Below are 26,367 nucleotides of genomic sequence, written 5' to 3'. Positions count from 1 at the left end.
ATTGTATCCTCCTTACATCACTAATAGGAAAATGATAGAAATCCAATTAAACAGAAAACTACTGTTGCAATAGAGAATACTGCAACAACTTTAGTTTCATTCCATCCACTTAATTCAAAATGATGATGAATGGGGGACATTTTAAATACTCTCTTGCCTGTAGCCTTAAATACAAAAACTTGAATAATAACTGAGAGTGTTTCCATAACATATATACCACCTACGATAACAACGAGGAAGGGTGATTTTAGTATCATGCCAACACCTGCTACTGCTCCTCCAAGTGCTAAGGACCCCATATCTCCCATAAAAATTTGTGCTTTATAAGAATTGTATTTTAAAAATCCTAATAATGCACCCGCAAGTGCCGCACAAAATATTGCAAGAGAGGGATGAAACAACATATTGCTAACCAAAGCAAAAAATGTCATAACTACTATTGTAACTGAAGTTGCAAGTCCATCTAACCCGTCAGTTAAATTTACTGCATTTGTAGTTGACGCAAAATATATAATAATAAAAGGTACATACCAAATACCCAAATTTATACTCATATTGGCAAATGGTATCGTTATATCCGTTCCTAATCTAATGGAAGAGTAATATCCAATTACTCCTGCAACTATTACTATAAGTAACATCTTTTGTTTAGATTTAAGTCCTTCATTATCTTTATGTGTTATCTTAAGGAAATCATCAATAAGTCCTATTAATCCAAAAGCTATAAAACAATATACTGCAATCATTGCTTCATCATTTGTATGTCTAACAATTAATAACATTGTAATTATTGTTGAAACCATAAATATTATGCCACCCATAGTAGGTGTCCCAGCTTTTTTAAGATGACTTTTAGGTCCTTCTGCCCTTATATTCTGACCAAACTTAAGCTTATGTAGAAGTGGAATTAACAAGGGTCCTTGTATAATTGATAATAAAAATGCAATTATTACAGAATAAATAATTAAACTCATTTTTCTATCACCTCTTTATTATTAATATTTTCGCAAGAATTCAAGTTCTCGAGTTCCTTCACTATGCTCTCAAACTTCATATATCTTGAAGCTTTAACTAAAACAACATCCCCCTGTTTTATGATTCCATCTAAAAATGAAACTACCTCGTTATAGGTTTCAAAACTTCTATATTTATTTATATCATTAAATCCTTCTTTATATTCCTCATTAAATTCACCAAGTGTTATTAACAAATCAAGGTTTTTACTTTTCGCATATTTTCCAACTTGTTTATGTGCATCATATGCACTATCCCCGAGCTCCTTCATAGTGCCAAAGATTGCAATTTTGGATTTACCATGAGTGTCGCAAAGTACATCAATCGCAGCTACCATTGAATCCGGACTAGCATTATAACAATCATTAATTATAGTAAACCTTTTTCCTTTTTTTATATTTAAACGCATAGATGTAACTTCAAGTTTTTTAAAACCTACTGCAATTTCTTTGTAACTCATATTCATTACTCTTGCAGAGGCTACAGCGAGCATCGAATTAAGTATATTATGGCGTCCTGGTATATTTACCTCAATACCGGTTTCTATTAAATTTCCTTTATCCATTATGTTAAATATTATTTTATTTTCAAGGATATTCAAATTACATGCTCTATAATCAGCCTTAGCGTCAATTCCGGTTTTTATAAGTTCATATTTTGATGTAATATCTTGTAATAGATCATTATCCGAATTTACAATTAGAACAGAATTTTCACCAAAAAAATCTGTTATTTCCATTTTAGCTTTTAAAATATTTTCTCTAGTTTTAAGATTTTCAATGTGAGACATTCCAATGTTAGTAATAATAGCAATATCAGGTTTTGCAACTTCACATAAGTTATGAATCTCTTTAAAGTCACTCATGCCCATCTCAAGAACAGCAACATCATAACTTTTATCTAACTTAAATATCATCATAGGTAATCCTATTTCGTTATTAAAATTACCTAGTGTTTTAAACACTTTGAACTTAGCACTAAGCACTGCCGCAACCAAATCTTTTGTAGATGTCTTACCTGTAGAACCAGTAATTCCTACTACCTTTATATTAAGTTTATTTATGTAATATTTAGCAAGCATAAGAAGTGCTTTTTTAGTATCTACTACTTTAATAACAGATGTTTTCTTATTAAAATCATTCCTCTCAAACTTCATATCATCAATTATACAAATTGAAGCTCCTTTTTTACTAGCCTCTAAGGCATAATCATTAGCATTAAAATTTTCACCTTTTATTGCTATAAAAACATCTTCCTCTTTTATAATTCTTGTATCTATGCATACATTATTATGCTTAGTACTCTCACCTTGCAAAACTACTTCCCCATGAATTGCCTCTATTATCTCATTTGTAGTAATATACTCCATTTATAATTTCTCCTTAAGTATCTCTGAAATGACTTCTCTCTCGTCAAAATGTATAGTTTTATCTTTAAGTATTTGATAATCCTCATGACCTTTTCCCGCAATAACAATTATATCCCCAGTTGTTGCACTCTCTATTGCCCGTTTTATAGCCTCGCGTCTATTCTCTATTATTTCAAAATTATTCTTTTCAATGCCGAGAACCACATCCTTTATTATTTCCAGCGGATTTTCGGTCCTTGGATTATCAGAAGTTATAAATGAAAAATCACTTAAGTTTGTTCCTATTCTACCCATTATAGGTCTTTTAGTTTTATCCCGATCTCCACCGCAACCGTAAACAGCTATAAGTTTACCTTTTGTGAATTCCCTTACTGTTTCCAAAATGTTTTCTAAACCATCAGGTGTATGTGCATAATCTAAAATTATTTCAAACCCCAAATTATGATTATTCTCAACAAGTTCACATCGTCCAAGTACTTGCACCTTTTGTAATGCTTTTTTAATTGCTGGAATCTCCACTCCCTGATTCAAGCAAACAGCTATACACCCAAGAGCGTTATATACATTATAATTTCCTGGTATATTTAATTCTATATCAAAAGAACTTTCTTTATACTTTAAAGTAAATTGACTCCCTCTTGAATGCATTTTTATATTGCTAGCCATAATATCTGCCGTGTGGTTTAATGCAAAACTCAATTTACTATTTTTTATTAAATTATAGGCTTTTGCGCCATATTCATCATCGATATTAATTACTGATGTTTTGCTTAGCTTAAACAATTTCAATTTAGCATTAAAATAGTTTTCAAAAGTTTTATGAAAATCCAAATGATCTTGAGTTAAATTTGTGAAAATGCTTTCGCAAAACTCTATTCCATATACTCTGTCTAAACTTAAAGAATGCGATGACACCTCCATTACACAATAATCAACATTAGAATCTACCATTTCTTTAAAAAGCTCATGTAATTCTAGCGATTCTGGAGTAGTTCTCTCTGTATGAATCTTCTTTTTTCCTATAAAATTTGCTATGGTACCTATTAGCCCAACCTTATATCCACTCTGCTCTAAAATTGCTTTAATCATAAAGGCTGATGTTGTTTTTCCATTAGTTCCTGTAATCCCTATCGTTTTCATACTACGGCTTGGATTTTCATAATAATTAGCCGCGCTTATAGCTAGTGCCCTTCTAGCGTCCTCAACTTTAATTACAACGATATCTAGTCCATCTTCTATATCCTTCTGACATATAACAGCAACAGCGCCATTATTAATAGCGCTTTGAATATATTTATGTCCATCGAGATTATATCCTTCTATAGCGAAAAACACGTCCCCTTTTTTTACCTTTCTTGAGTCATATTGAATTTTTTTTATATCTATATCAATATCACCCTTTATTAAATTGAAATTAATATTCTCCATAATTTTTCTTAACTTCATACAATCGCTCCCTTAATTCATAACATATTGCCACAAAGCAAAATATATTATTCTTTTTATTACTAACCTCTTTTACAAATAGTATACAAATAAAATTGATTTTATAAAAAATCACTCTACCCTCTAACATGGCAAATCCGACAGTTCACAAATGCTGAATCCTGTCGGTTTTGGTTTGCCACGTACTAATTTATAATTATACACTATATTTAATGACATTTCAGATGAAAGTCATCTATTACTAAAAATAAAAGTTAATCAGCCATAATGTCTAGATCTGCAGTAATTGTAGTTCCTTTCTTCACGACTTTACCTTCTAAAGTTTGTTCTGAAACTATCCCATTCCCAGTAAATGTAACTTTCAATCCAAGACTACTCAATAGTTCACTAGCGCTTTCTGAACTACGCCCTATAATACTTGGTACCATAACCGTATTACTATCTTCTTTTACCTCGCCCGTATGCAGAATAATTTCAGTTCCCTCTTTAACCGTATAACCAGGTTTTGGTGTCATATCAGTAATAGTACCTCCATCTGAACTTAATTTTATCTTTAAATTGTTTTCTTTTATTATCTTCTGCGCATCTGCTGTTTTAAGACCTCTTACCTCAGGTACAATAATATCTTTTAATAAACTTTTGCCAATTTCTTCACTAGTAGCATCAGATTTCAATGATAAATAATTGAAAATATCATTAAATACTTGTTTTCCAACAACAGTCGCAATCTGACCACCATAGTAATTAGATGGGTCTGGTTCATCTATATTAATTAGTATAGTTATTTGAGGATCATTTGACGGAGCCATTCCCGCAAATGATGAAACATATTTTTGTGATGCATATCCTGGACCTGTCTCACTAATCTTTTGAGCAGTTCCTGTTTTTCCGGCAATATGATATCCTGCGATAAATGCCTTCTTACCACCACCACTTTCTACAACTTGTTCAAGGTAACCCCTAAGCTTCTTTGCAACTTCCGGTTCAATTATCTTTCTCTCATTGTAATTTGAATATGTCTCTAGAACCTTTTTAGTATTTGTATCCCCATAATCAACTATCTCTTTCATGATATGAGGAGTTATAAGCTTTCCTCCATTTGCAATAGCATTAAAACCCGTTAAATATTGTATACAAGATATAGCATCATGCTGACCAAATGATGTCGTTGCTACATCTTGAGCAGTCATATTTTTAGTTTTTGTAACTATTCCTGAAGCTTCCCCATTTACATCAATCTTAGTTTTTTGACCAAATCCAAACAAATAAATATACTTATTTAATTTTTCCGCACCAAGTCTGCGACCAAGCTCCATAAATCCAACATTACATGAGTTCTTTAATATGTCCACAAAGTTTTCAGCTCCATGCCCTGTAGTTTTCCAACACTTAATTCTTCTCCCTGCAACTACTGTACTACCTGAGCAGAAAAACTTATCATCTTCCTTAACTAATTTTTCTTCCATTGCAGCTGTAGCTGTAAACACTTTAAAAATAGACCCCGGTTCAAAAATATCACTAACAGCCCTATTTCTCCATACCTTTTGGTTTTCATCATAACTTTTGCTAAGATCCCAAGGATCATTAGGATTATAGTCTGGTTTATTAACCATTCCTAATATTTCGCCATTTTTAGGATTCATTGCAATTATACTAACTGCTTTTGCTTTATTATCAATCATAGCTTGTGATGCAGCTTTTTCACAAAAATACTGAATCATCTCATCAATTGTAAGTACTACATCTTTACCATTTATGGGTTTTGTATAATCAGATATTGTGTAAGGCAATTCCTCACTTTTTCTATCAGTTTCTGAAATTTTTATTCCAGGTACTCCTGATAGAAACTTATTGTAATAAAGTTCAACCCCTGTTAATCCATTACCATCAGAATTTGTATGTCCTAAAACACTTGATAAGAAATTATTATTGGGATAAAATCTTTTTGTGTCTCCTGTAATCACAATTCCACGAAGATTATGTTTTTTCGAATAATCACTTATTTTATCAGCTGTAACCTTTTCTATCCTTCTTTTCAAAATAGCTGACCCAATAACTTTGCCTTTTGAATTTGTCTTAGTCAAAGTTGATAAAACGTCACTAGATTCCATTCCAAGTATTGTAGCTAGTTCTGGCGCAATAGCTTTCATAGTTAAACTATTTTTCGTCGTAGTTTCTCTTAATGCATTAAGATCTAAATCTACTCTAAAAACATTTGCACTTATAGCTAACTCTTTTCCACTTCTATCTAGAATTCGTCCCCTCTTTGGTGAAATTCGAACATCACTTGTCCACTGTAGAATTGCTTTTTCTTTGTAATCAGATCCTTTAACTATCATTACGTAGCTTAACCTACTAACTAATAGAAAAAACAAAATAAAAAGTATGAAAAAGACAATTAACATCCTACGTTTAACTACTACCTTGTCTCTATACTCTCCTCTTGCCAACTTATTTCCCCCCTGCTACTTTAACTGGGTATTACTTACTATCTAAAACATAATATCTTTTATTTTATTTACTACATTATTACTTATTCTAACTTTTGAATCATCATTTGTACCTAAATTGTTTTTGCTTAAATTAAAATATTGTATATCACTTATTTTGGGTTTAACCATATGAAGTTTTGTCGTAGCCGTTTTCTCAATATAGCTTATATTTCTAAACTTTATTAGGTCTACCTCATATGCATCATTTTGTTTACTTATTGTGTCTATCTGAGCTTTGGCTTTAGAACTTGCTTGTTGATAGGAATAAATCATACAGTACCTTGCTATAATAACCATTCCAATAACAAACCCTATAAAAATATTTGCAAGAACCTTCTTTTTCTTTTTAATATCCTTTTGTCTTTTACTTTGATTAGCCTGCCTTCGTGACTTCTCTAAATCTTCATATTTTCGTTTTTTAATTGGTTCTTGTGGTGCTAAAACTGTATTCCCAAACATTTCAAACTCTTTTTTTGCTACTATCACTTTATTCACCCCATCCACAATTTAGAACTAAATTTTTTCTGCCACTCTTAGTTTTGCACTTCTACTCCTACTATTTACCTCTAGTTCTTCTTCTGTTGCCCTTATAGGTTTTCTACTAATAAGTTTTACGATTGGTGTTTTACCACACACACACATAGGTAACTCTTTTGGACATTTACAAGGGTCTTCTAAGCTTTTAAATTTAACTTTAACAATTCTATCCTCGAGTGACTGGAATGTAATAATCGCCATTCTTCCACCGGAATTTAGCCTCTCTATCCCATCTTCTATTGCTTTATCAAGTATTTTCAGTTCCCCGTTAACTTCAATTCTTATGCCTTGGAAAGTTCTTTTAGCAGGGTGACCTCCATCTCTCTTAAACTTTGCAGGGATAGCTGCATCTATAACATTCACTAACTCAAGCGTTGTTTCAATTGGTTTGTCTTTTCTTCTATCTACTATAAAACCAGCAATTCTTTTAGAAAATTTTTCTTCACCATAATTTCTTAAAACATCTGCTATTTGCTCTTCTTCGTAATTGTTTACAACGTCAAAAGCTGTTATTCCTTTACTTCTGTCCATTCTCATATCAAGTTTTGCATCTCTCATATAACTAAATCCACGTTCTGTATTATCTAATTGATATGACGAAACACCTAAATCCATAAAAATCCCATCTACTTTTTCAATTTCTAATTTATCTAGTATTGATTTTATATTGTAAAAATTATCATGTACATAAGTAACGTTATTAAATTCCTTAATCTTTTCCTTTGCAGCCTTTAGTGCGTCCTCGTCTTGATCAATTCCAATAAGCCTTCCTTTAGAAGATAACCTTTTTAAAATTTCCAGTGAGTGACCTGCACCTCCTAGTGTACAATCCACATAAATTCCATCTTCCTTTATATCAAGTGCTTCAATACACTCATTTAATAAAACTGATATATGTTTAAACTCCATTTTTATCTCCTTTATAAACCTAATTCGTTCATTTTTTCTGCAATCTCATCAAAATCCATATCTGACTCATTATATTTATCCCATTTGTCTTTAGCCCATATTTCTATTCTAGTTGATACACCTATACTTACTATTTCCTTCTTAATCGAAGCGTATTCACATAAATTTTGTGGTATTAAGGCCCTTCCTTGCTTATCACTTGTTATTTCATTTGCACCAGAGAAAAAAAATCGCACAAATGCTCTGGCATCCTTACTCGTTAATGGAAGTTTTTTTAGTTTTTCCTCCATTATCTTCCATTCGTCCATTGTATATATATACAAGCACCCATCAAGACCCTTAGTCAATATAAATTCGCTGCCTAGTCCCTCGCGAAATTTTGTGGGAATAATCATTCTGTTTTTACTATCAATGGCATGTTGATATTCACCAATAAACATAATATTACCCCACTTTATATTATTACTCCACTTTGAACCACTTTAAACCATTTTAAACCACTATTAAGTAATATTCTATAGAAAAACAAAAATTCCTCTTTATTTTATATCATTTTTAAAATTTTAAATGAAATTTTAAATGTAATTAAATCATTTTAATCCTTTACTTGAATTTATTAACTAAAATTACATTAATATCTCTGAGTTGTATTTAGTTAAACAATTGGCCAATTTCACTTCCTTGAAATGCATTAGCTTGAAATAGAATAATATCTAGAGTATAATTTATTAGAACTTAATAATCTTAAACGCAGGAAAGGAATGTACATATATATGAAGCTAGGAATTGTAGGTTTACCAAATGTAGGGAAAAGCACATTATTTAATGCAATTACAAAGGCAGGTGCTGAATCTGCTAACTATCCATTTTGTACTATAGAACCAAATGTAGGTGTTGTAAGTGTTCCAGACAAAAGACTGGATGTATTACAAGGTATTTACGATAGTAAAAAGATAATTCACACTGCAATTGAATTTTATGATATAGCCGGCCTCGTAAAAGGAGCAAGCAAAGGGGAAGGTTTAGGTAATAAATTTTTATCTCACATAAGAGAGGTTGCGTCTATTGTTCATGTAGTAAGATGTTTTGTAGATGAAAATATCATACATGTAGATGGTAACGTTGATCCACTTCGAGATATAGACACTATTAACTTAGAACTTATTTTTTCTGATCTTGATGTATTAGAGAGGCGCCTAGAAAGATCACAAAAACTTGTTCGTTCTGGAGATAAAACGGCAAAAATGGAATATGAACTTATGGAAAGAATAAAAGAACACCTTGAAGCAAATCTTCCAGCAAGAACCCTTGAATTTACCGAAGAAGAAACTATTTTCGTAAACAGTCTTTTTCTAATTACTTCAAAACCAGTATTATATGCTGCAAATATTAGTGAAGATGATCTAATGTCTGGTAATACAGAAAATGATATGGTTAAAAAAGTTCAGGAATTTGCTAAAAATGAAAATTCAGAAGTAATTGTAGTTTGTGCAAGCCTAGAGGAAGAATTATCTACTTTAGACGACGCGGAAAAAATGGAGCTTTTACAAGAATATGGCCTTAACGAAACAGGCCTTGATAAACTTATTCATTCGAGTTATAGATTACTCGGACTAATGAGTTACTTAACTGCAGGGCCTCAAGAAATAAGGGCCTGGACTATACACGTTGGGACTAAAGCCCCTGCTGCAGCTGGTAAAATTCATTCTGATATAGAAAGAGGTTTTATAAGAGCAGAAATAGTTTCCTATGATAAATTAGTTGAATGTGGTAGCGAAGCTGCTGCTAAGGAAAAAGGACAATATAGACTTGAAGGAAAAGAATACATTATGCAAGATGGTGATGTGGTCAACTTTAGATTTAACGTATAAAAAATATAAGGCACAGATACTAAGAAATTAGTTCTGTGCTTTTTCATTAATCTCATGTTTTCTCATGTCTGTTAACTAAGAGTATATATCGCTACAACTGCGTTTCGCTTCACCTTGAAATTCTAAAATTTATTATATTTATGGATGCTAAAACCCACAAACTCGCTGCGCTCAAACATGTGGGTTTCTTAACGCATACATAAATATAATAAATTAAGAATTTCTAAGGTTTGCTCAAATGCATTTTACGCAATATATACTTTTGTTAACATGTTATGATAAAACAACAACAAAAATATTTACTAATCATTTTCTGCTGCTGTATTTCTTTAGCTCTTTGCTAATGATTAACATTAGAGATTCAAAGTTTTGATCTGAGTCACCCATTAGTACTTGAATCGCATCATCGATGGAGGTCATTGTATATATGTGAAAGTTTCCATTTTTAATTTCCTGTTCAACTTCCCCATTTAGGACCAAATCGTCTGCATTAGATAATGGAATCAATACACCTTTGTCTTTTATAGTGTCTAAGGCTTTGCATGCTGCAAAGAAACCTTCTATTTTATGATTTACTCCTCCAATAGGTTGGACTTCACCAAATTGATTTACCGAGCCTGTAATGGCAATGTTTTGCTTTACTGGTACTTTGCTTAGAGCCGAGAGCATACTTATTATTTCTGCAACTGATGCACTATCACCATCTATTTTTCCATATATTTGTTCAAAACTTACATGAAAATCAACTGGTAGTCTACTAAACCCGCCATTAATATTACTCATATAACCTTTCAAAATATTAATAGATTTACTATGAATGCTTCCACTTAGATTGCTCTCTTGCTGAACATCTATTATATTACCTGCTCCCTTATAACAACAACAGGTGATTTTTATTGGCTTACCAAAACTAAAATATCCTGTATCAATTACTGATAGTCCATTCACTTGTCCTATTTTACTATTCGTAACATCAATAAGCATTTTCTTTTCAGTATAGTGATTTAAAATTTCCTTTTCCATAATATCTTTTGTATACCCTACCTCAATTATATCATTTTCATTAATCTCAGCTCTATTTTCTGACTCAACCTTATTACTAGCTAAGATTAATAATTTTTTAATCTCATGTTTGTCATAATAAACTTTTTTCTTACTTTCTACCCTCCTAGACATTATCCTTGCCACTTCTCTAATAGCTCCGTTTGTAAGTGATTTAAAATTATTTTCGTGGCAAATCTTATTAATACCACATACTAAAGAGTTTTTTAGATTATTATCTATATTCTGTACTGGATTACATTCTGCTTTTATAGTGAAAATTTTTTTAAAGTCCTCATCATAATTATAAAGCAAGTCGTATGTCTCGTAATCTCCAATAAGAATAATTTTTGTTTTGATGGATATAGGTTCCGGTTTTAAAGTGTTTAAAGAAATAGTCTCATAATGGTTACTGTTAGCTCCAACATCTACCTTTTCTGCTAATAAAGATTTCTTTAACTGATTATACGCCAAAGGGTTACTTAGCAAGCTATTTATTCTAATTATCAAACACCCTTCATTTGCTTTGATTAAACTTCCACTCCTTATAAATCCAACATTAGTTGAATAAACTCCTTTGTGATTTTCATATTCTATATTTCCAATTAAGTTCGTTAAATTGGGATCTTGCTCAAAAATTACTGGTGGCACTTTATTATTGCTGTTATCTACAATTACATTAACAATATATTTGTAGATAATTTCATTTATTTGTTCTTCATCATCATCATAATTCATAGAATAATTATCTATAAGTCTTGTTTCAATACCGCTGCATACTATATCAATATATTCCACTACAACTTCATCTTCAATAAACATATCTTTAAAGTCATCTTTTATTTGACTCATTTCATTTTTGTAGTATATTCCCATTATTTGTTTTATTTTTTCTAAGTCTATTACTTCAAATTCTTTTAATTTCTCTAAAGTATCCTTAGCTTTTTCTTTTAACATTTTTGCCGTAGCTAAAATTTCTTCTTTTCTCTCTTTATCTAGTGTATCATATTCATTCTCTGACATTTCCTTTCCTTTACTTAAAGGAATGAATGTAAACCCACTATTAGTAGACTTTATATCAAAACCTCTATCTTTTGCTATATCTATTAGACCCCCAATAAGTTCATTCCTTTTTTTTTGAATTCCTTCTTGGATTCCCTCTTTTTCTTTATTTGATGAATTATTATAAAACTGAAATGTACACTCTAAATACTCATCCTGCAATCCCTCAATTATATCTTTTAACCTATTTCCACCCCCATTACTTACCATAATAGGTTTAGGAGATTTTTCATCTTCATATAATACATAACAAATATCTTTTGGTTTACTATTATTCTGAAATATTTTATCTACACATTCAGTAATATCCTTAAGGCTTTCCTTTGAAAAATCGTCTATTAAATAAACATTAAAACCTTCTTTATCTATACTCATAGCAGTTTTAATATTTTTTATTACATCTAAATATTGTGGCATGGGATCTAATGTTTCCCTTGCATCCATATTTTCAATATCAAATTCATATATTATATCCTTTGGAGTTAATTCCTTACTCATATTCCTCCTCCTTTCAATTCTTTATTCTATTAATATTCTTAAATCACACATTTGGGGACAGATATTCTCATTATAGATTAATAATTTTTCTAATTTTATGATTACGCCTCTTTTTATACATATATTGTAAAAATAAATTTATAAATACACCCTTTTTAATACTTGAGTTAAATAACAACTTAAGATATAATAAGCTTATTGACTTTTTATATTTTTTATAATTTTTTTTGTGAAGGAGTAATTTAATGGGATTAAAAGACAAATTGACTAATAGTTACACAAATGCTTATTTAAAAAGATATGGTGATAGACTTACTCAAGCACAAGGCAGAGTTCTATCTGTCAAAGTAGAAGCGAAAAATTATCTTAGAATATTTTATAAATTAACAGTAACCATCCTTGTAAAGGCTGATGGAAGCAAATCAATTTCTAAGTGCATATATAAAAAACATCGTTGGTTTAAAAAGATAGCCTTTATATCAGTACTTCAAGGACAGTCTGTTATAATTCAAGGAATGAAAGGCAAAAAAGGTAAAGAACACAGAGAACATATTCAAATTGTTAACATTAGAAATATGACTACGAAAAAAGACTTAGTTCCACAAAAACAAGGGACCCCGCCTCAAAAGGTACAAAGGGTAAGAGCAGATAAACGATTTAAGTAATAAAAGCTATATGACTTTTTGTCATATAGCTTTTTAAATCCACAAAACTTGTTACCATCAGGTGATGCAGCACCGCTAGGTGCTGAATTACCTAACGGTAATGTTAGTGCTTGTTTGTTAAATATAAGTACAAACTATTTATAAAGGAAATAATACTTGAGAAAAACAAAACAATTAACCATTGCCCAAAATTAAGAGGTATAGTGTGAAAAACACTTTGTAAAAATGGAATATAAACTATACTAAGTAACATAATTACCGATATACTTACAGCCCCCAATAAATACATATTGGTGAATGGGTTAATTTCAAATAAAGAATGTTTTTCAGATCTACATTCAAACACATGTATGAGTTGAGATAAAACTAACGTTCCAAGAGCAAGTGTTCTACATGCCTCAATACTCATGCCATAATATTTTCCACCAATAAATGACAATATAGTACAAACACCTATAAGACATCCACGTATGATAATCTTTTCTGTAAGACCTCTTGAAAATACACTTTCATTTTTCCCTCTAGGTTTTTCTAGCATTATATCAGGATCTGCAGGATCTACTCCCAAAGCAATAGCTGGAAGACCATCCGTAACTAAATTTACAAACAAAATTTGAATTGGAAGAAGTGGATTCTCTAAATAAAATAAAGAAGCCAAAAACATAGTAAGTACTTCGCCCAAATTACAGGATAATAAATACCTTATAAATTTTCTAATATTATTGTAAATTACACGACCTTCTTCAACTGCAGAAACAATAGTCGCAAAATTGTCATCAAGTAAGATCATAGATGCTGCCTCTTTAGTTACATCTGTACCAGATATGCCCATAGCTATACCAATATCTGCCTCTTTTATAGCTGGTGCATCATTAACACCGTCCCCAGTCATAGCTACAATATGATTTTTATGTTTAAATGCCTTAACTATCCTTAGCTTGTGTTTAGGACTCACCCTTGCAAATATTTTTAAATTATCAATATTCTTATCTAATTCTTTATCGCTTAATTTATCTAGTTCATCTCCAGTTATAACTTCTTCTTGCGATTTACATATTTCTAAATCTTTTCCTATAGCATAAGCTGTATTTTTATGATCTCCTGTTATCATTATAGGTCTTATACCTGCAATCTTACACTTTATAACTGCATCCTTTACTTCTTTTCTTGGAGGATCAATTATACCTGCTACACCTATAAAAATTAAATTACTCTCCAAATTATCATTATGCACAATACCAGTCACCTTATAGGCCGCGGCGATACATCTTAAAGCTTTGTTTGACATAGCCTCAACCGATCTCATTAGTTTATTTTTATAAATGGGAAGCATTGGCTGTATCAATCCATCAATCAATATATAATTACATTTTTCTATAACCCGCTCCGGGGCACCCTTTACATAACAAACTTCTCTACCATCCTCTTTAACAATAACAGACATAATTTTTCTTGTTGAGTTAAATGCAATTTCATATACCCGTCTCGCTTTGTTTAAGAATTCCTGTAACTCCTTAGAGTTATTGAAAAGACCTTTAATCAATGCTGTTTCTGTTGGATCACCAAATAAACACTTTTCAATATTTCTTGCACTGAAATCATAATTACAATCATTACAGTATGTATAGGCTTTTTTCATCATTAAATTAAGCGGGACATTGTCATTGTCAACATTGTAAATCTGTCCATCAAAATAAAATGCTTTTACTGTCATATTATTTTCAGTTAAGGTTCCTGTTTTATCAGTACATATTACTGAAGTACAACCCAGAGTTTCAACGGCCGGCAATTTTCTAACTAGAGCATTTCTTTTAAGCATTCTAGATACACCAAGTGCCAAAGCAACTGTAACTATAGCAGTTAAACCTTCAGGTATTGCAGCTACTGCAAGACTTACTCCTAGTAAAAACATTTCGTACTTATCTTGTCCACGCCAAATTCCCATAAACGTTACAACAAAGCAAATTATTATACAAAGTATAACTAATATTTTTCCAAGATGCGCCAATCGTTCTTTTAATGGCGACCTCTCATTATCTATACTGTGAAGCATATCTGCTATTTTCCCCATTTCCGTGCTCATTCCTGTTGCAATAACTTTGGCTTTAGCTTTTCCAGTCAAAATTATCGTTCCCATATAAATGGTATTTTCCTTAGAGCTTGCACTTTTAGATACTCCAGCGGATTCTCCAGTAAGTAAGGATTCATCTAGCATGATGTTATTACACTCAGTCAAAATGCAATCTGCCGGGATTCTATCTCCGCTTTCTAAAATTACGAGGTCTCCGGGCACTAAATATATTGCATTTATTACTGAAATCCCTCCATTTCTAACTACTTTAGCTGTTGGCGCTGCAAGCTTACTAAGTGCCTCTAATGACTTCTCAGTTTTAAACTCTTGAATAAATCCTAATATTCCATTCATTATAACTATTATGAATATAGTTATTGCATCCGCTTTTTCACCCATAAGACCCGAAAGCACCGTTGCTACAATTAATATCCAAGTAATAAAGTCATTGAATTGAGAAATAAATATTTGAAGAGCTGATATCTTTTTTTTACTTTCTAATTTATTAAACCCATATTTTTTAAGCCTACTCTCGGCCTCTGAATTTGTTAGCCCCTTTGATGAGGTAATACTATCATAACCAAGTCCACTTGACTTATTTTTATCCTTAGCATTGTTATTTGACATTCGTTCATTAAACACTTATATTCCCCCTTACACCTCTTTAAAATAGATAACATTTTCTAATTGTTATCTTTCCTACGTAATCATCTTATTATTTTATGATAACTACATTGCTATATTCTATATTCTTTACTAATATATGTGGTTACTTTCCTACATATGAAAAGAATATTTGGTTTTTTCTTTACAATATGTAAATTTGAATATAAAATAATGTTATCAACAATTATTAGTTAAAACGACACGTAGATAATAATTATTATCTGCCCTAGGGGAAGACAAGGAGGACATACATGAAAAACATTGTTTATATTACTGGTCACAAAAATCCAGATACTGATTCTATTTGTTCTGCTATTGCCTATTCAGAATTTAAAAATAAAACTGGTAAACTTACTGCTGTGCCTATAAGGCTCGGTGAAACAAATTCCGAAACAAAATTTATCCTTAAATATTTTGCTGTACCCGAACCTGAACTTATAACTACAGTTAAAACACAAATTTCTGATTTAGACATTGATGTTGTAGCTCCAATTTCACCGGATATTTCTCTAAAAATGGCTTGGTCTATTATGAAGAAAAAGAATGTTAAGACCCTACCTGTAATAGATGAAAATGATCAACTAGCTGGTGTAGCTTCAGTTTCAAATCTTGCTTCAAACTATTTAGATATTTGGGACAATTCTATTCTTGCAAAGAGTAATACACCCCTTGAAAATATTTTAGATACACTATCCGCTAAATGTTTATACAAACCAGAGACCCCCTTTAAGATAACTGGTAAAATTATTGTGGCTGCTATGCATCCTGATAGCACAAAAACAGTAATTGAAGCTGGGGATATCGGCATATGTGGCGATAGAGATGATTCACAGTGCTTACTTATTAAGTCAAAAGCATCACTTGTAATTATCACAGGTGACCATGCTCCATCAGCTGAGGTTGTAGAACTTGCAAAAACTAACGAGTGTACAATTGTATTGACACCATATGACACATTTACAGCTTCTAGACTTATAACTCAAAGTATTCCTATAGATTATGTTATGACCAGAAAAAATCTTGTTACTTTTAATACAGAGGATTTTATTGATGAAATAAAATACACTATGATTGAGACTAGATATAGAAGTTATCCAGTTCTTGATGAAAATAATAAAGTAGTTGGAAGTATCTCAAGATTTCATTTAATATCAGAAAATAAAAAAAAGGTTATACTTGTAGATCATAATGAAAAAACCCAATCGGTACTCGGACTTGAAGATGCTGAAATATTAGAAATAATAGATCATCATAGAATTGCGGATGTTCAAACTGGTCAACCTATATATTTCAGAAATGAACCTGTTGGAAGCACTTCAACAATCGTAGCAACCATATTCTTTGAAAATGGAATTAGACCATCAAAAAATGTTGCTGGAATTTTATGTGCAGCAATTATTTCCGATACATTATTATTAAAATCACCAACATCTACAATAGTTGACGAACTAACTTTAAAAAGATTAGCTCAGATTGCCGACTTAAATATAGAAGAGTTTGCTAAAGAAATGTTTAAAGCTGGTACCTCACTGGACGGTAAAACAGCTGAGGAAATTTTCTATCAGGATTTTAAAATTTTTACTCTTAGTGGTTTTAAAGTAGGAGTATCACAAGTTGGTACAATGTATATTGAAGGCTTCGATACAATTAAAGATGATATGATAGATTTAATGAATAAAAAAGCAACAGAAAATGGTTTCAACTTGATTATATTAATGCTAACCGATATATTAAATGGCGGTTCAGTATTAATAGCTGCTGGTGAACACAAGGACATTGTTTCAAAAGCTTTTAATGTTAATTTAACAGATATCGGTGTATACATACCTGGTCTTGTTTCAAGGAAAAAACAAGTTATACCCCCTATCACAGTTGCCCTAAGTAAAATAAAATAAAATTTTAATTAAATAAAAAACAAGGCATTTATTAAAAAATATTTGCTTTGTTTTTTATATTTTATGAACACTTCTATATTAGCTGTATAACAAGAAAAACTATAAAAACTATGAAGCATATAGAATAACTTATGCTTAAATAATCCTTAATGCATACGTTATCAATTTTATTGTTGTAGTCACCATAACATTTTAGATAATGCATATTGTTACCCTTGTGGTAAGAATAAAAATTAACTGATTCTATAAATGCAGCCAAAATATCAACATTTAGGAGAGGTACTATGAAAAGATTACTAATGTAATCTCCTTTAAATTTTACCTTTAATTTTCGATTTCTAAATACATAAATTATATATAAAAAAACTTCTGCCATCATTGATGGTATTATATTAGCTATAGACACAATAAAACCTAATATAAACAGATCCTCATCAGCACTTAAATTGTATAATATTGCAAATACAATTGCTAAGCCGTTACCAAACATTATAATGAGAAATAATGGTGTTATAAATCCACATATAAGAGCTCTAGATATAGTAGATATTGTGTCATAAAAATGTTTTTTTTCATTGTTCTTTAAATTTTTTCTCTCTGTATTACTAATATCTATTACCATAAAAGCTGTAATAGCATTATATACTTGGTTATTTTTTATATAAGTAAGCCCCAAACATATAATAAATATAAGAAATATATATGAAAATTGCACCGCATATATATTTTTAATTTTATTCTTTGATTTTACATTAATAAAATCAAAGATCCTTTGTCTATCCAATCTCCACAGTAATATGCTAAATAAACAACCAATTATATATCCTATCCCCATGATCACCCTCCTAAATCATATTATTATGTACTTTACTAATAATATATGAGGAATTATCTCCAATTAAAACTAATTTTTGTATTATTTATTATAACAAAAAAAGACATACTTCAAAAGCATGTCAAAACAATTATAAATTAATTAGCCACGTAAATTATTAGCCATTTGCCACATTTCATCAGCTGTTTTTAAAGTACTTGAGCTAAGCTGAAAAGCTCTTTGAGTCATAAGCATATCAGTCATTTCAGTAGCAATATCAACATTTGATTGTTCTAAATACCCTTGATTAATAGAATAATCTTTACTACCCACTACATTTGTGCCAGGTTTTGGCTGAAATAAATTATCGCCTATTGAAATCATTGAATTATCTCCTACAACAGTTGAAATTTTTATTTTCCCAACAACAGCATTGTTACCTTTTATAGATACATTGCCATTTTCAGAAACCTGAAAATTATTAGCAGTAAATTTAAAAGTTCCATTTACTGTATTAATATTTTTACCACTGGCATCAAGTATACTTAATCTGTTTCCCTTCTCATCAACTATAGTTCCACTTGCATCTGAGAGGAAATTACCAGCTCTTGTATAAGCCTTGCTACCGTCTGGTTGAGTTACTTCAAAATAACCAGTACCATCTATAGCTAAGTCAGTTGATAAGCCTGTCTGATTAAGCGCCCCTTGCGTATTGTCTCTTTTCCATTCCCCTACTCTAACACCTGTACCATTTTGAAGGGTAGTTTTGGAAGCCATACTTACTGGATATCCTTTTCTATCAATCGTTTCGTAAACAAGATCTTTGAAATTTGTATTAAGCTTTTTATATCCATTTGTATTTACATTTGCAATATTATTTGATATAGTATCTAACTTTTCTTGTTGTGCCATCATAGCACTTTTACTATCCCATATAATCCTTAACATATTTACTCACTCCCCCTTTTAATGTTTTATTTAACTGTTCCTACTTCATTTACAGCTTTACCTAAAGTCATATCAATAGCTTGCATAACCTTCTGGTTACTTTCAAAATTTCTCATGATTTCCATCATATTTACCATTTCATTTGTTACATTAACATTTGATTTTTCAAGAGAACCTTGTCTTACAGTAACATTTGCATTTTGAATAGGATTTGCTCCATCATACAAGTTATCTCCAACTTTTTTGATAGCATTATAATCTTTAAAGTCAACTAGATCAAATTTATATTGTTTTTTACCGTTAACACTAATATTTCCATATTTATCAGATTGAATTTTACCATCACCTACAAATATTGGTTCTATAGCATTTGTTGTACTATTTTTACCTAAAACCTTATCTCCGCTATCTGTTACTAAATATCCACTTCCATCAACATGAAAATCACCAGTTCTTGTATAATAATTTTTAGTAGTTATTCCGTTATTACTTTGAACTGTAAAAAAACCCTTTCCCTCAATTGCAAAATCTGTAGATTTATCTGTAGTTTGTATAATACCTTGAGTAAAATCTGTATTTACATCATCAACTTTACTTCCCTGACTAAGAGATCCAATAACATTTTTTGTGTTTTTACCATTTACCATCTTATCATAGTTTTGTATTAAAACATCATCAAATGATTTGATAGAAAGATTCTCAGCCTTATATCCATTTGTATTGGAATTGGCTATATTATTAGTTACTGTACTTTGCTTTGCTTCTCCAGTTATAAGTCCTGTAACTGCTGTGTATAAAGCTCTAATCATTTTTTCACATCCTTAATAGTTATTGGCATATCATCTGGGTAACGCATACCATACCCACTTGCCTTAATTTCAATTTGTCCTTTACTCATTTCATAATTTATCTTTGAACCAGCTAGTAAAATACATGCCATAATCAAACCTATTCCTATTCCAATCAAGAGTTTTCTATCACTTAAAAAGTCTATTAATCCTTTTATCTTATATATAAATCCTTTATTAATAGTACTTCCCCCTTACCCAAATGCAATATTTCACAAACTTCGTCAGTAGATGAGCCTTCACTAAATAACCTTTTTATTTCCTCAACTTTTTCATTACTATTATTAGGTTCATCTAAGACTCTACTATCAATTTCATCTGGCTTAGCTATATATGTAATACTTGCATTATCTGATTTAGTATCATCTATAGTAATTGTATTCTCTTTATTATCGTGACACGCTTCATAGTCTTTATGTATTTTATCGTTTTTTACCATACTCTCTTTAATTTCCATTATTCCGCTTTGAAGTTCTAAAATACTTTTAGAAAACTCTGCTCTAAGTTCCCCTATTCTAATATCATCATCTTTAATATTTCCCATAGCATTTCCTAAAACCCCATTAAAGGACTTATTTTGTTTTTTTATTGATAACACATTTAAAATTATAAGAATTAACCCAATAAAAATTAATAAACCTGTCATATAATTCACCCCGAATCTTAAAAATTAAATTGTTAGTATATAATTTCTATATTATAAATCATATTTAAGTTTAACTAAGGCCTTTCTTAGATTTATAAGAGCTCTGCTATGGAGTTGACAAACTCTTGATTCAGATACGCTCAAAATATTTCCTATTTCCTTAAGTGTAAGACCTTCAAAATAATATAATGTTAAAACAAGTTTATCTTTTTCTTTAACATTGTCTAGCCCTAAAGCTAAATATTCAACTTGTTCTTTTTGTTCTAATGCTCCCTCAGGGCTTGGACTCCTATTATCTCTAATAGTACCACTAAGTGGCATGTCATCATCGTCAGAAAAAATCAGGTCTTCAAGCGAAACTACCGATATATAATTTATATTGTTTTCAATGCTTGCGACTTCATTTATTGTAATACCAAGTTCACTCGCAATTTCGTGGTTTGTTGGTTCCCGATATAAGCATTTCTGAAGCCTCTCAATTGCTTCGTTGTATCTGTTAAGCTTATCCATAGCTCCTTTAGATATTGGGCTATTACGCCTAAGCTCATCTATCATAGCACCTTTTATTCTTATTGATGCATAGCTTGAAAACTTCATACCTTTAGTGGCATCGTATTTTCCTAAAGCATCCATAAGGCCTAACATACCATAACTAATTAAGTCTTCATATTCAACATATTTAGTTTTTCCAATAATTACTCTAGATGCAATATATTTAACTAAAGGTATATGTTTTTTTACAATTTGCTCTCTTATATCATCTGCTTTAGCTATGGACATTTAAAAACCTCCTCAAATTTTTTTCATTTGATTTCTCATAAGTTGAAATATATATCTAATAAGTTGCTCCCTTGTTGCGTTATCTAAAAATTCGAAACTAAGACCACATATAAATCTGCCATCGTCATCTCTCATTATCCTCTTTGTTTGCCCCACAATAAGTACCTCTTCTTCGTTAACAGTTAATGCTACCAAAAGAAAATCATTATCCTTAATTTCCTCTGACACTTTAACCCTCATGCCACCACCACTTAAATCAACAAGCACTGCCTTTAAATATTTACTATCATCAATAGTACTAAGATTTACTTTGGGTTCATTCTTAAGATTTATGTATTTAGCAGTTTTTATTAATGGTACTCTAACATATTTTCTTCTTTGTATTTTTTTTATTTCATCAGGTTTTGCAAGGAGTAAAATGGGTATATTCTCAAATTTACGACCTATAATTGTAGATGAAAATTTATAAATATTTTCTTCTTCATAATATATTACATCTATTATGGATCCATTTGACAATGGAAGATACTCTCCTGAATTCGTAGGAATACTAATTGCTATGTAATCTTCTGTTACGTCTTGCACATTACTATTAAAATATTTTTCGTCAACTAATATTTCTAGCTTCTTATTTAACTTAAAATCAACTTTAATCAACTACCCCAACCCCTTATGAAAAAATGCTGAAAATCTTTTTAAATAGCCCCTCTATACCAATTCCACTTACTTTATCCTTTGCGCCTTCAAGTTTATTTGCAATTTTATTTATATCCTGAGCTGCCTCAGAATTCGGATAACTTACAACTACAGGCTCTTGTTGCCTTACTGCATAAGACAATTTCTTATCCTCACCGATTTTACCCAAATATTCAAGTTTCATATCAAGAAATTTGATAACAGCATTATTAAATTTATTAAAGGTCAAATTAGCTTCATTATTGTCAAGGGACCTATTTATTATAACTTTAGCAGAATTTTTAATATCAAAATGCTTAACAGCCTTGAGTAAACTATAAGCATCAGTTAACGATGTAGGTTCTGGCGTTGTTACAATTACTAAATCTTCACAGCAAGCAATAAAACCCAAAACACTTTTATTTACACCAGCTCCTGTATCCATTATTATATAATCAAGTCCTGTTAAAGCTGTAAGCTTACTTAAAAATATATTTCTTTCAACTTCTGTCAAATCCTCAACCTTTGTAAGAGCTGAACCTCCTGGGAGAAGTTTCACTCCAAATGGTCCTGTTAAAACAACTTCCTCTATTTCTTTCCCTTTACTTATAACATCAAATACACTATATCTAGATGAACATCCCATTATAATATCATCATTACCCATACCAATATCTGCATCAAAAATCATAACTTTTCTGCCCATCTTTTGAAGAGCTATAGATAAATTCACTACTATATTACTTTTACCTACTCCCCCTTTACCAGAGGTAACAGTTATAATTCTTGGTTGCAAATCCACCTTATTATCATTTTTTACAGCCATTTGCCTAAGTCTTTGTGCTTGGTCTAGCATATAGTATCCTCTCCTAGTATAAGGCTAACAATTGAGTCAGCAGATAACTCTTTAATATCATCAGGTACGTTCTGACCAATTGACACAAAACTAAGCGGTATTTTAGCTGTTTCTAGTATATTCAGTATAGACCCATAAGTGGCAGTTTCATCTAATTTAGTTACTATTATACTATTATAATTCAAAATTCGATATCCTTCAATAATATATTTCATGTCTCTATTTTTAGTTGTAGAGCTTAGAACTAAATGGATATTTTTTGTATCTGCTTTTTCTACAAATGTTCGAAGTTCAGCAATTTGCATCTTATTTTTACTACTTCGTCCTGTAGTATCAATTAACACTACCTCACATTCACTCATACTTTCTATTGCCTTGTCCATATCATTCATATTATATACAACCTTAAACGGTAAGTTCATAATATCAGCATACGTTTTTAACTGTTCAACTGCACCTATTCTATAAGTATCTACAGTAATCAGCCCTACTTTTTTTCCCTCAGCTAGAGCAAGCCTACCTGCAAGTTTTGCTATAGTTGTGGTTTTTCCTACACCCGTTGGGCCTACAAGCACTATTCTACCTTCGAGTTTTGGTTTGGTTATATGAATCATTTCTTTTAATATAATTTTTAATTTTTCAAGATCTGTTTTTTCAGTCCTATCATTTTTAATTTTCATCATTATGTTTTCAATGTTTTCACTATCTACATCATTATCAAATAATATTTTTTCTATGTCACTTTTTTGATTTTCTATTGGTGTGCCAACTTGAGAGAGAGAACTAATCATGGTTTTCATTTTCATCATTTCACTCATTAAATTCTCTGAATTATTATCACTTTGATTAGAAACTTTATGTACACTGCTATTTTGTTTTTGGACTACCCTTGAGTGATTTTCATTTTCTTGCTGCACAACTTTTTTTATTGCTTCTATACTATTTAATTCTATGTTATTTAATTCATTACTATTTCGATTATTATTGCTATTATCATTTACTGTATTTTGTTTTTTCTCATTTACTTCATTTTCAACTGCAGCGGTGACTTCAATACTTTTGGCAGAAAAGAATCCCTTTATTCCTGGCTTTCTAATTTTCCTTTGACTTATAATTACTGCATCTCTTCCTAGTTCATATCTTATTCTTGTCATAGCCTCATTCATGGTATTAACTATATAACGTTTTATAATCATTGTAGAGTCACAACTCCTTCAGTTTTGATCTCAACTTCATTTGGTATCTCATTAAGAGAAAGCACAGATAATGTAGGAAATACCATTTCAATTAACCTTCTGAATGCTGGTCTTATCTTAGGAGATACAAGTATCACTGGTTGATTATTGTGAAAATAAATTGTATTAATATTTTCTTTAATAGAATTCAATATTTTACCAGTAGTCTCTGGATCAACTGCTGGAAAAGAACCTTGAAGAGATTTTTGAATATTATTTGATACAATATTCTCAATTTCAGGTGAAAGTGTCATAATTGTCATAACACCATTCTCGTCAATTAGTCCATTACAAATACTTCGTCCAAGTGAAAAACGTACATACTCTGTTAATACTTCTATGTCCTTTGTTATTCTCGCATTATCTGCTAAAGATTCTAGAATAGTTACCATATCCTTTATAGCTACCTTTTCTTTAAGAAGACTTTGAAGAACCTTTTGTACTTCACCAATGGTCATAAGATCTGGTATTAATTCTTCAACTACGGTGTTATATTTTTCTTTAACCGAATCAATTAATAATTTAGTTTCCTGCCTTCCTAGAAGTTCAAAAGCATGATTCTTAATAGTTTCTGTTAAATGAGTTACCATTACAGTAGTTGGATCTACAACCGTTAAGCCCTTGATTTCAGCATCTTCTCTTTGATCATTATTTATCCATACTGCTGGTAATCCAAAGGTTGGTTCAACAGTATTAATACCTTGAATAGTAATATCTTCTGAACTTGGATCAATACAAAGTAACATGCTTGGCATTAATTCACCTTTTATTATTACAGTACCTCTTATCTTAACTACGTATTCATTTGTTTTTAGTTGCAAATTATCTTTAATTCTAATAGGTTGTACAACAATTCCCATCTCGAGTGCACATTGCCTTCTTACAGATGCTATTCTTTGTAACAAATCTCCACCTGTAGCTTCATCTGCAAGTGGTATTAATCCATAACCTATCTCTATCTCCATAGGTTCTACAGAAATTAAATTCATTACATCCTCGGGTTCTCTATTTTCTGTTTCAAAAGATTCTTGTTCTTCAGTTTCTGATTTTATTATTTTTTGATCGTTTGCATCCTTGTTCAAGAAATATGCGCTAGCTGCTAGTGCAATAGCTAGTATTATGAAAACAATATGTGGCATTCCTGGAATACAAGCCAAAACTACAAGCACTACTGATGCTAAAGCAATTGCCTTTGGGAATGTAGTAAGTTGCGATGTTATTTGGGTTCCTAAATTCACAGCGCTACTAGATCTTGTAACTAAAATACCTGATGCAGTTGATATTAAAAGAGCCGGTATTTGACTTACAAGCCCATCTCCAACTGTTAACCTAACATAAGTAGTTGCAGCTGTCCCAATTGGCATACCAAGCATTACCACGCCTATAATTATTCCACCGAAGATGTTAATTATTGTAATAATTATACCTGCTATTGCATCTCCTTTTACGAATTTTGAAGCTCCATCCATAGCTCCATAAAAACTAGCTTCATCTTGAAGTTTTGTTCTTCGCTCTCTTGCCTGCTCCTCAGTTATAACGCCTGCATTCAAATCAGCATCTATACTCATTTGTTTACCTGGCATAGCGTCTAGCGTAAATCTAGCAGAAACTTCTGATACACGACCAGCACCGCTTGTAATAACAACAAACTGTATAATTATTATTATTAAGAAAATAATTATTCCGACTACATAATTACCACCAACAACAAACTCACCAAAAGCTTCTATAATATCTCCTGCATAAGCCTGTGTTAATACAAGTCTCGTAGATGAAATATTTAATCCTAACCTTAAAAGTGTGGTAATAAGTAATAAAGTTGGAAACACTGAAAATTGCAAAACTTCTGTTGTAAACATTGTTAATAATAAAATTACAACTGCTAGTGTAATATTAAATGCAATTATTACATCAAGAAGAGCTGTTGGTAAAGGAATAATTATCATTAAAACTATACCTATTACACCAAATGGAACTATTACATCCAAATTATTTTTAATGTTAAATCTTGATTTTTCAGCCACAAATA

The 26,367-nt window shown here is 30.9% G+C and carries 22 protein-coding genes; 3 read left to right on the top strand and 19 right to left on the bottom strand.

Annotation, left to right across the window (positions count from 1 at the left end; translation table 11 throughout):
• Nucleotides 1-20: 20 nt before the first annotated feature.
• The 7 genes from mraY to mraZ form a co-directional block, all read right to left on the bottom strand.
• A complete protein-coding gene (mraY, locus tag KPL44_RS05145; RefSeq protein WP_216247819.1) occupies nt 21-974 on the bottom strand; it encodes a phospho-N-acetylmuramoyl-pentapeptide-transferase in 954 nt (317 codons plus the stop codon).
• Nucleotides 971-2,383, bottom strand: a complete 1,413-nt coding sequence (locus KPL44_RS05140) for a UDP-N-acetylmuramoyl-tripeptide--D-alanyl-D-alanine ligase (RefSeq protein ID WP_216247818.1) — start codon at nt 2,381-2,383, stop codon at nt 971-973. Before KPL44_RS05140 ends, mraY begins: the two co-directional genes overlap by 4 nt.
• Complete coding sequence (locus tag KPL44_RS05135; protein ID WP_216247817.1) at nt 2,384-3,829, bottom strand: UDP-N-acetylmuramoyl-L-alanyl-D-glutamate--2,6-diaminopimelate ligase; 1,446 nt, start codon at nt 3,827-3,829, stop codon at nt 2,384-2,386.
• Between the two features lie 254 nt (nt 3,830-4,083).
• The gene (locus KPL44_RS05130; protein WP_216247816.1) at nt 4,084-6,279 is read right to left on the bottom strand and encodes a stage V sporulation protein D; all 2,196 of its coding nucleotides are present in this window, start codon (nt 6,277-6,279) and stop codon (nt 4,084-4,086) included.
• Between the two features lie 42 nt (nt 6,280-6,321).
• Nucleotides 6,322-6,816 (bottom strand): hypothetical protein, encoded by a 495-nt coding sequence (locus tag KPL44_RS05125; RefSeq protein WP_216247815.1) that lies wholly within the window; start codon nt 6,814-6,816, stop codon nt 6,322-6,324.
• A gap of 18 nt (nt 6,817-6,834) precedes the next feature.
• Nucleotides 6,835-7,767, bottom strand: coding sequence for a 16S rRNA (cytosine(1402)-N(4))-methyltransferase RsmH (gene rsmH / locus KPL44_RS05120; protein ID WP_216122301.1), 933 nt, complete (start codon nt 7,765-7,767; stop codon nt 6,835-6,837).
• 11 nt (nt 7,768-7,778) lie between these two features.
• Nucleotides 7,779-8,207 (bottom strand): division/cell wall cluster transcriptional repressor MraZ, encoded by a 429-nt coding sequence (gene mraZ / locus KPL44_RS05115; protein ID WP_216247814.1) that lies wholly within the window; start codon nt 8,205-8,207, stop codon nt 7,779-7,781.
• Between the two features lie 333 nt (nt 8,208-8,540).
• Between mraZ and ychF the strand changes: the two genes are divergently transcribed.
• A complete protein-coding gene (gene ychF, locus KPL44_RS05110) occupies nt 8,541-9,638 on the top strand; it encodes a redox-regulated ATPase YchF (RefSeq protein WP_171296824.1) in 1,098 nt (365 codons plus the stop codon).
• A 306-nt stretch (nt 9,639-9,944) separates the two neighbouring features.
• On the opposite strand, the gene KPL44_RS05105 is transcribed toward ychF, so the two are convergent.
• A complete protein-coding gene (locus tag KPL44_RS05105) occupies nt 9,945-12,239 on the bottom strand; it encodes an AAA family ATPase (protein WP_216247813.1) in 2,295 nt (764 codons plus the stop codon).
• Between the two features lie 245 nt (nt 12,240-12,484).
• On the opposite strand from KPL44_RS05105, the gene KPL44_RS05100 reads away from it, so the two are divergent.
• Nucleotides 12,485-12,904: a hypothetical protein gene (locus KPL44_RS05100; protein ID WP_071613418.1), complete on the top strand. Its 420-nt coding sequence runs from the start codon at nt 12,485-12,487 to the stop codon at nt 12,902-12,904.
• A gap of 103 nt (nt 12,905-13,007) precedes the next feature.
• Here the strand turns inward: KPL44_RS05100 and KPL44_RS05095 are convergent, their stop codons facing one another.
• The gene (locus tag KPL44_RS05095) at nt 13,008-15,602 is read right to left on the bottom strand and encodes a calcium-translocating P-type ATPase, PMCA-type (protein WP_216247867.1); all 2,595 of its coding nucleotides are present in this window, start codon (nt 15,600-15,602) and stop codon (nt 13,008-13,010) included.
• A 290-nt stretch (nt 15,603-15,892) separates the two neighbouring features.
• On the opposite strand from KPL44_RS05095, the gene KPL44_RS05090 reads away from it, so the two are divergent.
• A complete protein-coding gene (locus KPL44_RS05090) occupies nt 15,893-17,536 on the top strand; it encodes a putative manganese-dependent inorganic diphosphatase (protein ID WP_216247812.1) in 1,644 nt (547 codons plus the stop codon).
• A gap of 73 nt (nt 17,537-17,609) precedes the next feature.
• Here the strand turns inward: KPL44_RS05090 and KPL44_RS05085 are convergent, their stop codons facing one another.
• The 10 genes from KPL44_RS05085 to flhA all read right to left on the bottom strand — a co-directional run bounded on the left by KPL44_RS05085 (nt 17,610) and on the right by flhA (nt 26,362).
• Nucleotides 17,610-18,371, bottom strand: coding sequence for a hypothetical protein (locus KPL44_RS05085; RefSeq protein ID WP_216247811.1), 762 nt, complete (start codon nt 18,369-18,371; stop codon nt 17,610-17,612).
• Nucleotides 18,372-18,512: 141 nt separating this feature from the next.
• Nucleotides 18,513-19,298 carry a flagellar hook-basal body complex protein gene (locus KPL44_RS05080; protein ID WP_216247810.1) on the bottom strand — a complete coding sequence of 262 codons (786 nt, stop codon included), beginning with the start codon at nt 19,296-19,298 and terminating at the stop codon, nt 18,513-18,515.
• Between the two features lie 26 nt (nt 19,299-19,324).
• Complete coding sequence (locus tag KPL44_RS05075) at nt 19,325-20,107, bottom strand: flagellar hook-basal body complex protein (RefSeq protein WP_216247809.1); 783 nt, start codon at nt 20,105-20,107, stop codon at nt 19,325-19,327.
• Nucleotides 20,104-20,238, bottom strand: coding sequence for a hypothetical protein (locus tag KPL44_RS25715; protein WP_258880636.1), 135 nt, complete (start codon nt 20,236-20,238; stop codon nt 20,104-20,106). The genes KPL44_RS05075 and KPL44_RS25715 overlap by 4 nt, the downstream gene beginning before the upstream one ends.
• Before the next feature lie 62 nt (nt 20,239-20,300).
• Nucleotides 20,301-20,792, bottom strand: a complete 492-nt coding sequence (locus KPL44_RS05070) for a DUF6115 domain-containing protein (RefSeq protein WP_216247808.1) — start codon at nt 20,790-20,792, stop codon at nt 20,301-20,303.
• A gap of 51 nt (nt 20,793-20,843) precedes the next feature.
• The gene (locus KPL44_RS05065) at nt 20,844-21,572 is read right to left on the bottom strand and encodes a FliA/WhiG family RNA polymerase sigma factor (protein ID WP_216122286.1); all 729 of its coding nucleotides are present in this window, start codon (nt 21,570-21,572) and stop codon (nt 20,844-20,846) included.
• A gap of 12 nt (nt 21,573-21,584) precedes the next feature.
• Nucleotides 21,585-22,229 (bottom strand): flagellar brake protein, encoded by a 645-nt coding sequence (locus tag KPL44_RS05060; RefSeq protein WP_216247807.1) that lies wholly within the window; start codon nt 22,227-22,229, stop codon nt 21,585-21,587.
• A gap of 13 nt (nt 22,230-22,242) precedes the next feature.
• Nucleotides 22,243-23,103, bottom strand: a complete 861-nt coding sequence (locus KPL44_RS05055; protein ID WP_216247806.1) for a MinD/ParA family protein — start codon at nt 23,101-23,103, stop codon at nt 22,243-22,245.
• Entirely contained in the window at nt 23,097-24,299 is a 1,203-nt protein-coding gene (gene flhF, locus KPL44_RS05050; protein WP_216247805.1) for a flagellar biosynthesis protein FlhF, read from the bottom strand. Before flhF ends, KPL44_RS05055 begins: the two co-directional genes overlap by 7 nt.
• Complete coding sequence (flhA, locus tag KPL44_RS05045; RefSeq protein WP_407934993.1) at nt 24,296-26,362, bottom strand: flagellar biosynthesis protein FlhA; 2,067 nt, start codon at nt 26,360-26,362, stop codon at nt 24,296-24,298. The genes flhF and flhA overlap by 4 nt, the downstream gene beginning before the upstream one ends.
• Nucleotides 26,363-26,367 lie beyond the last annotated feature (5 nt).

This window comes from Clostridium sp. DSM 17811 (assembly GCF_018861905.1).
GTDB classification, from domain to species: Bacteria; Bacillota; Clostridia; order Clostridiales; family Clostridiaceae; genus Clostridium_AD; species Clostridium_AD frigoriphilum.
This window is presented reverse-complemented; position numbering and strand designations above follow the sequence as displayed.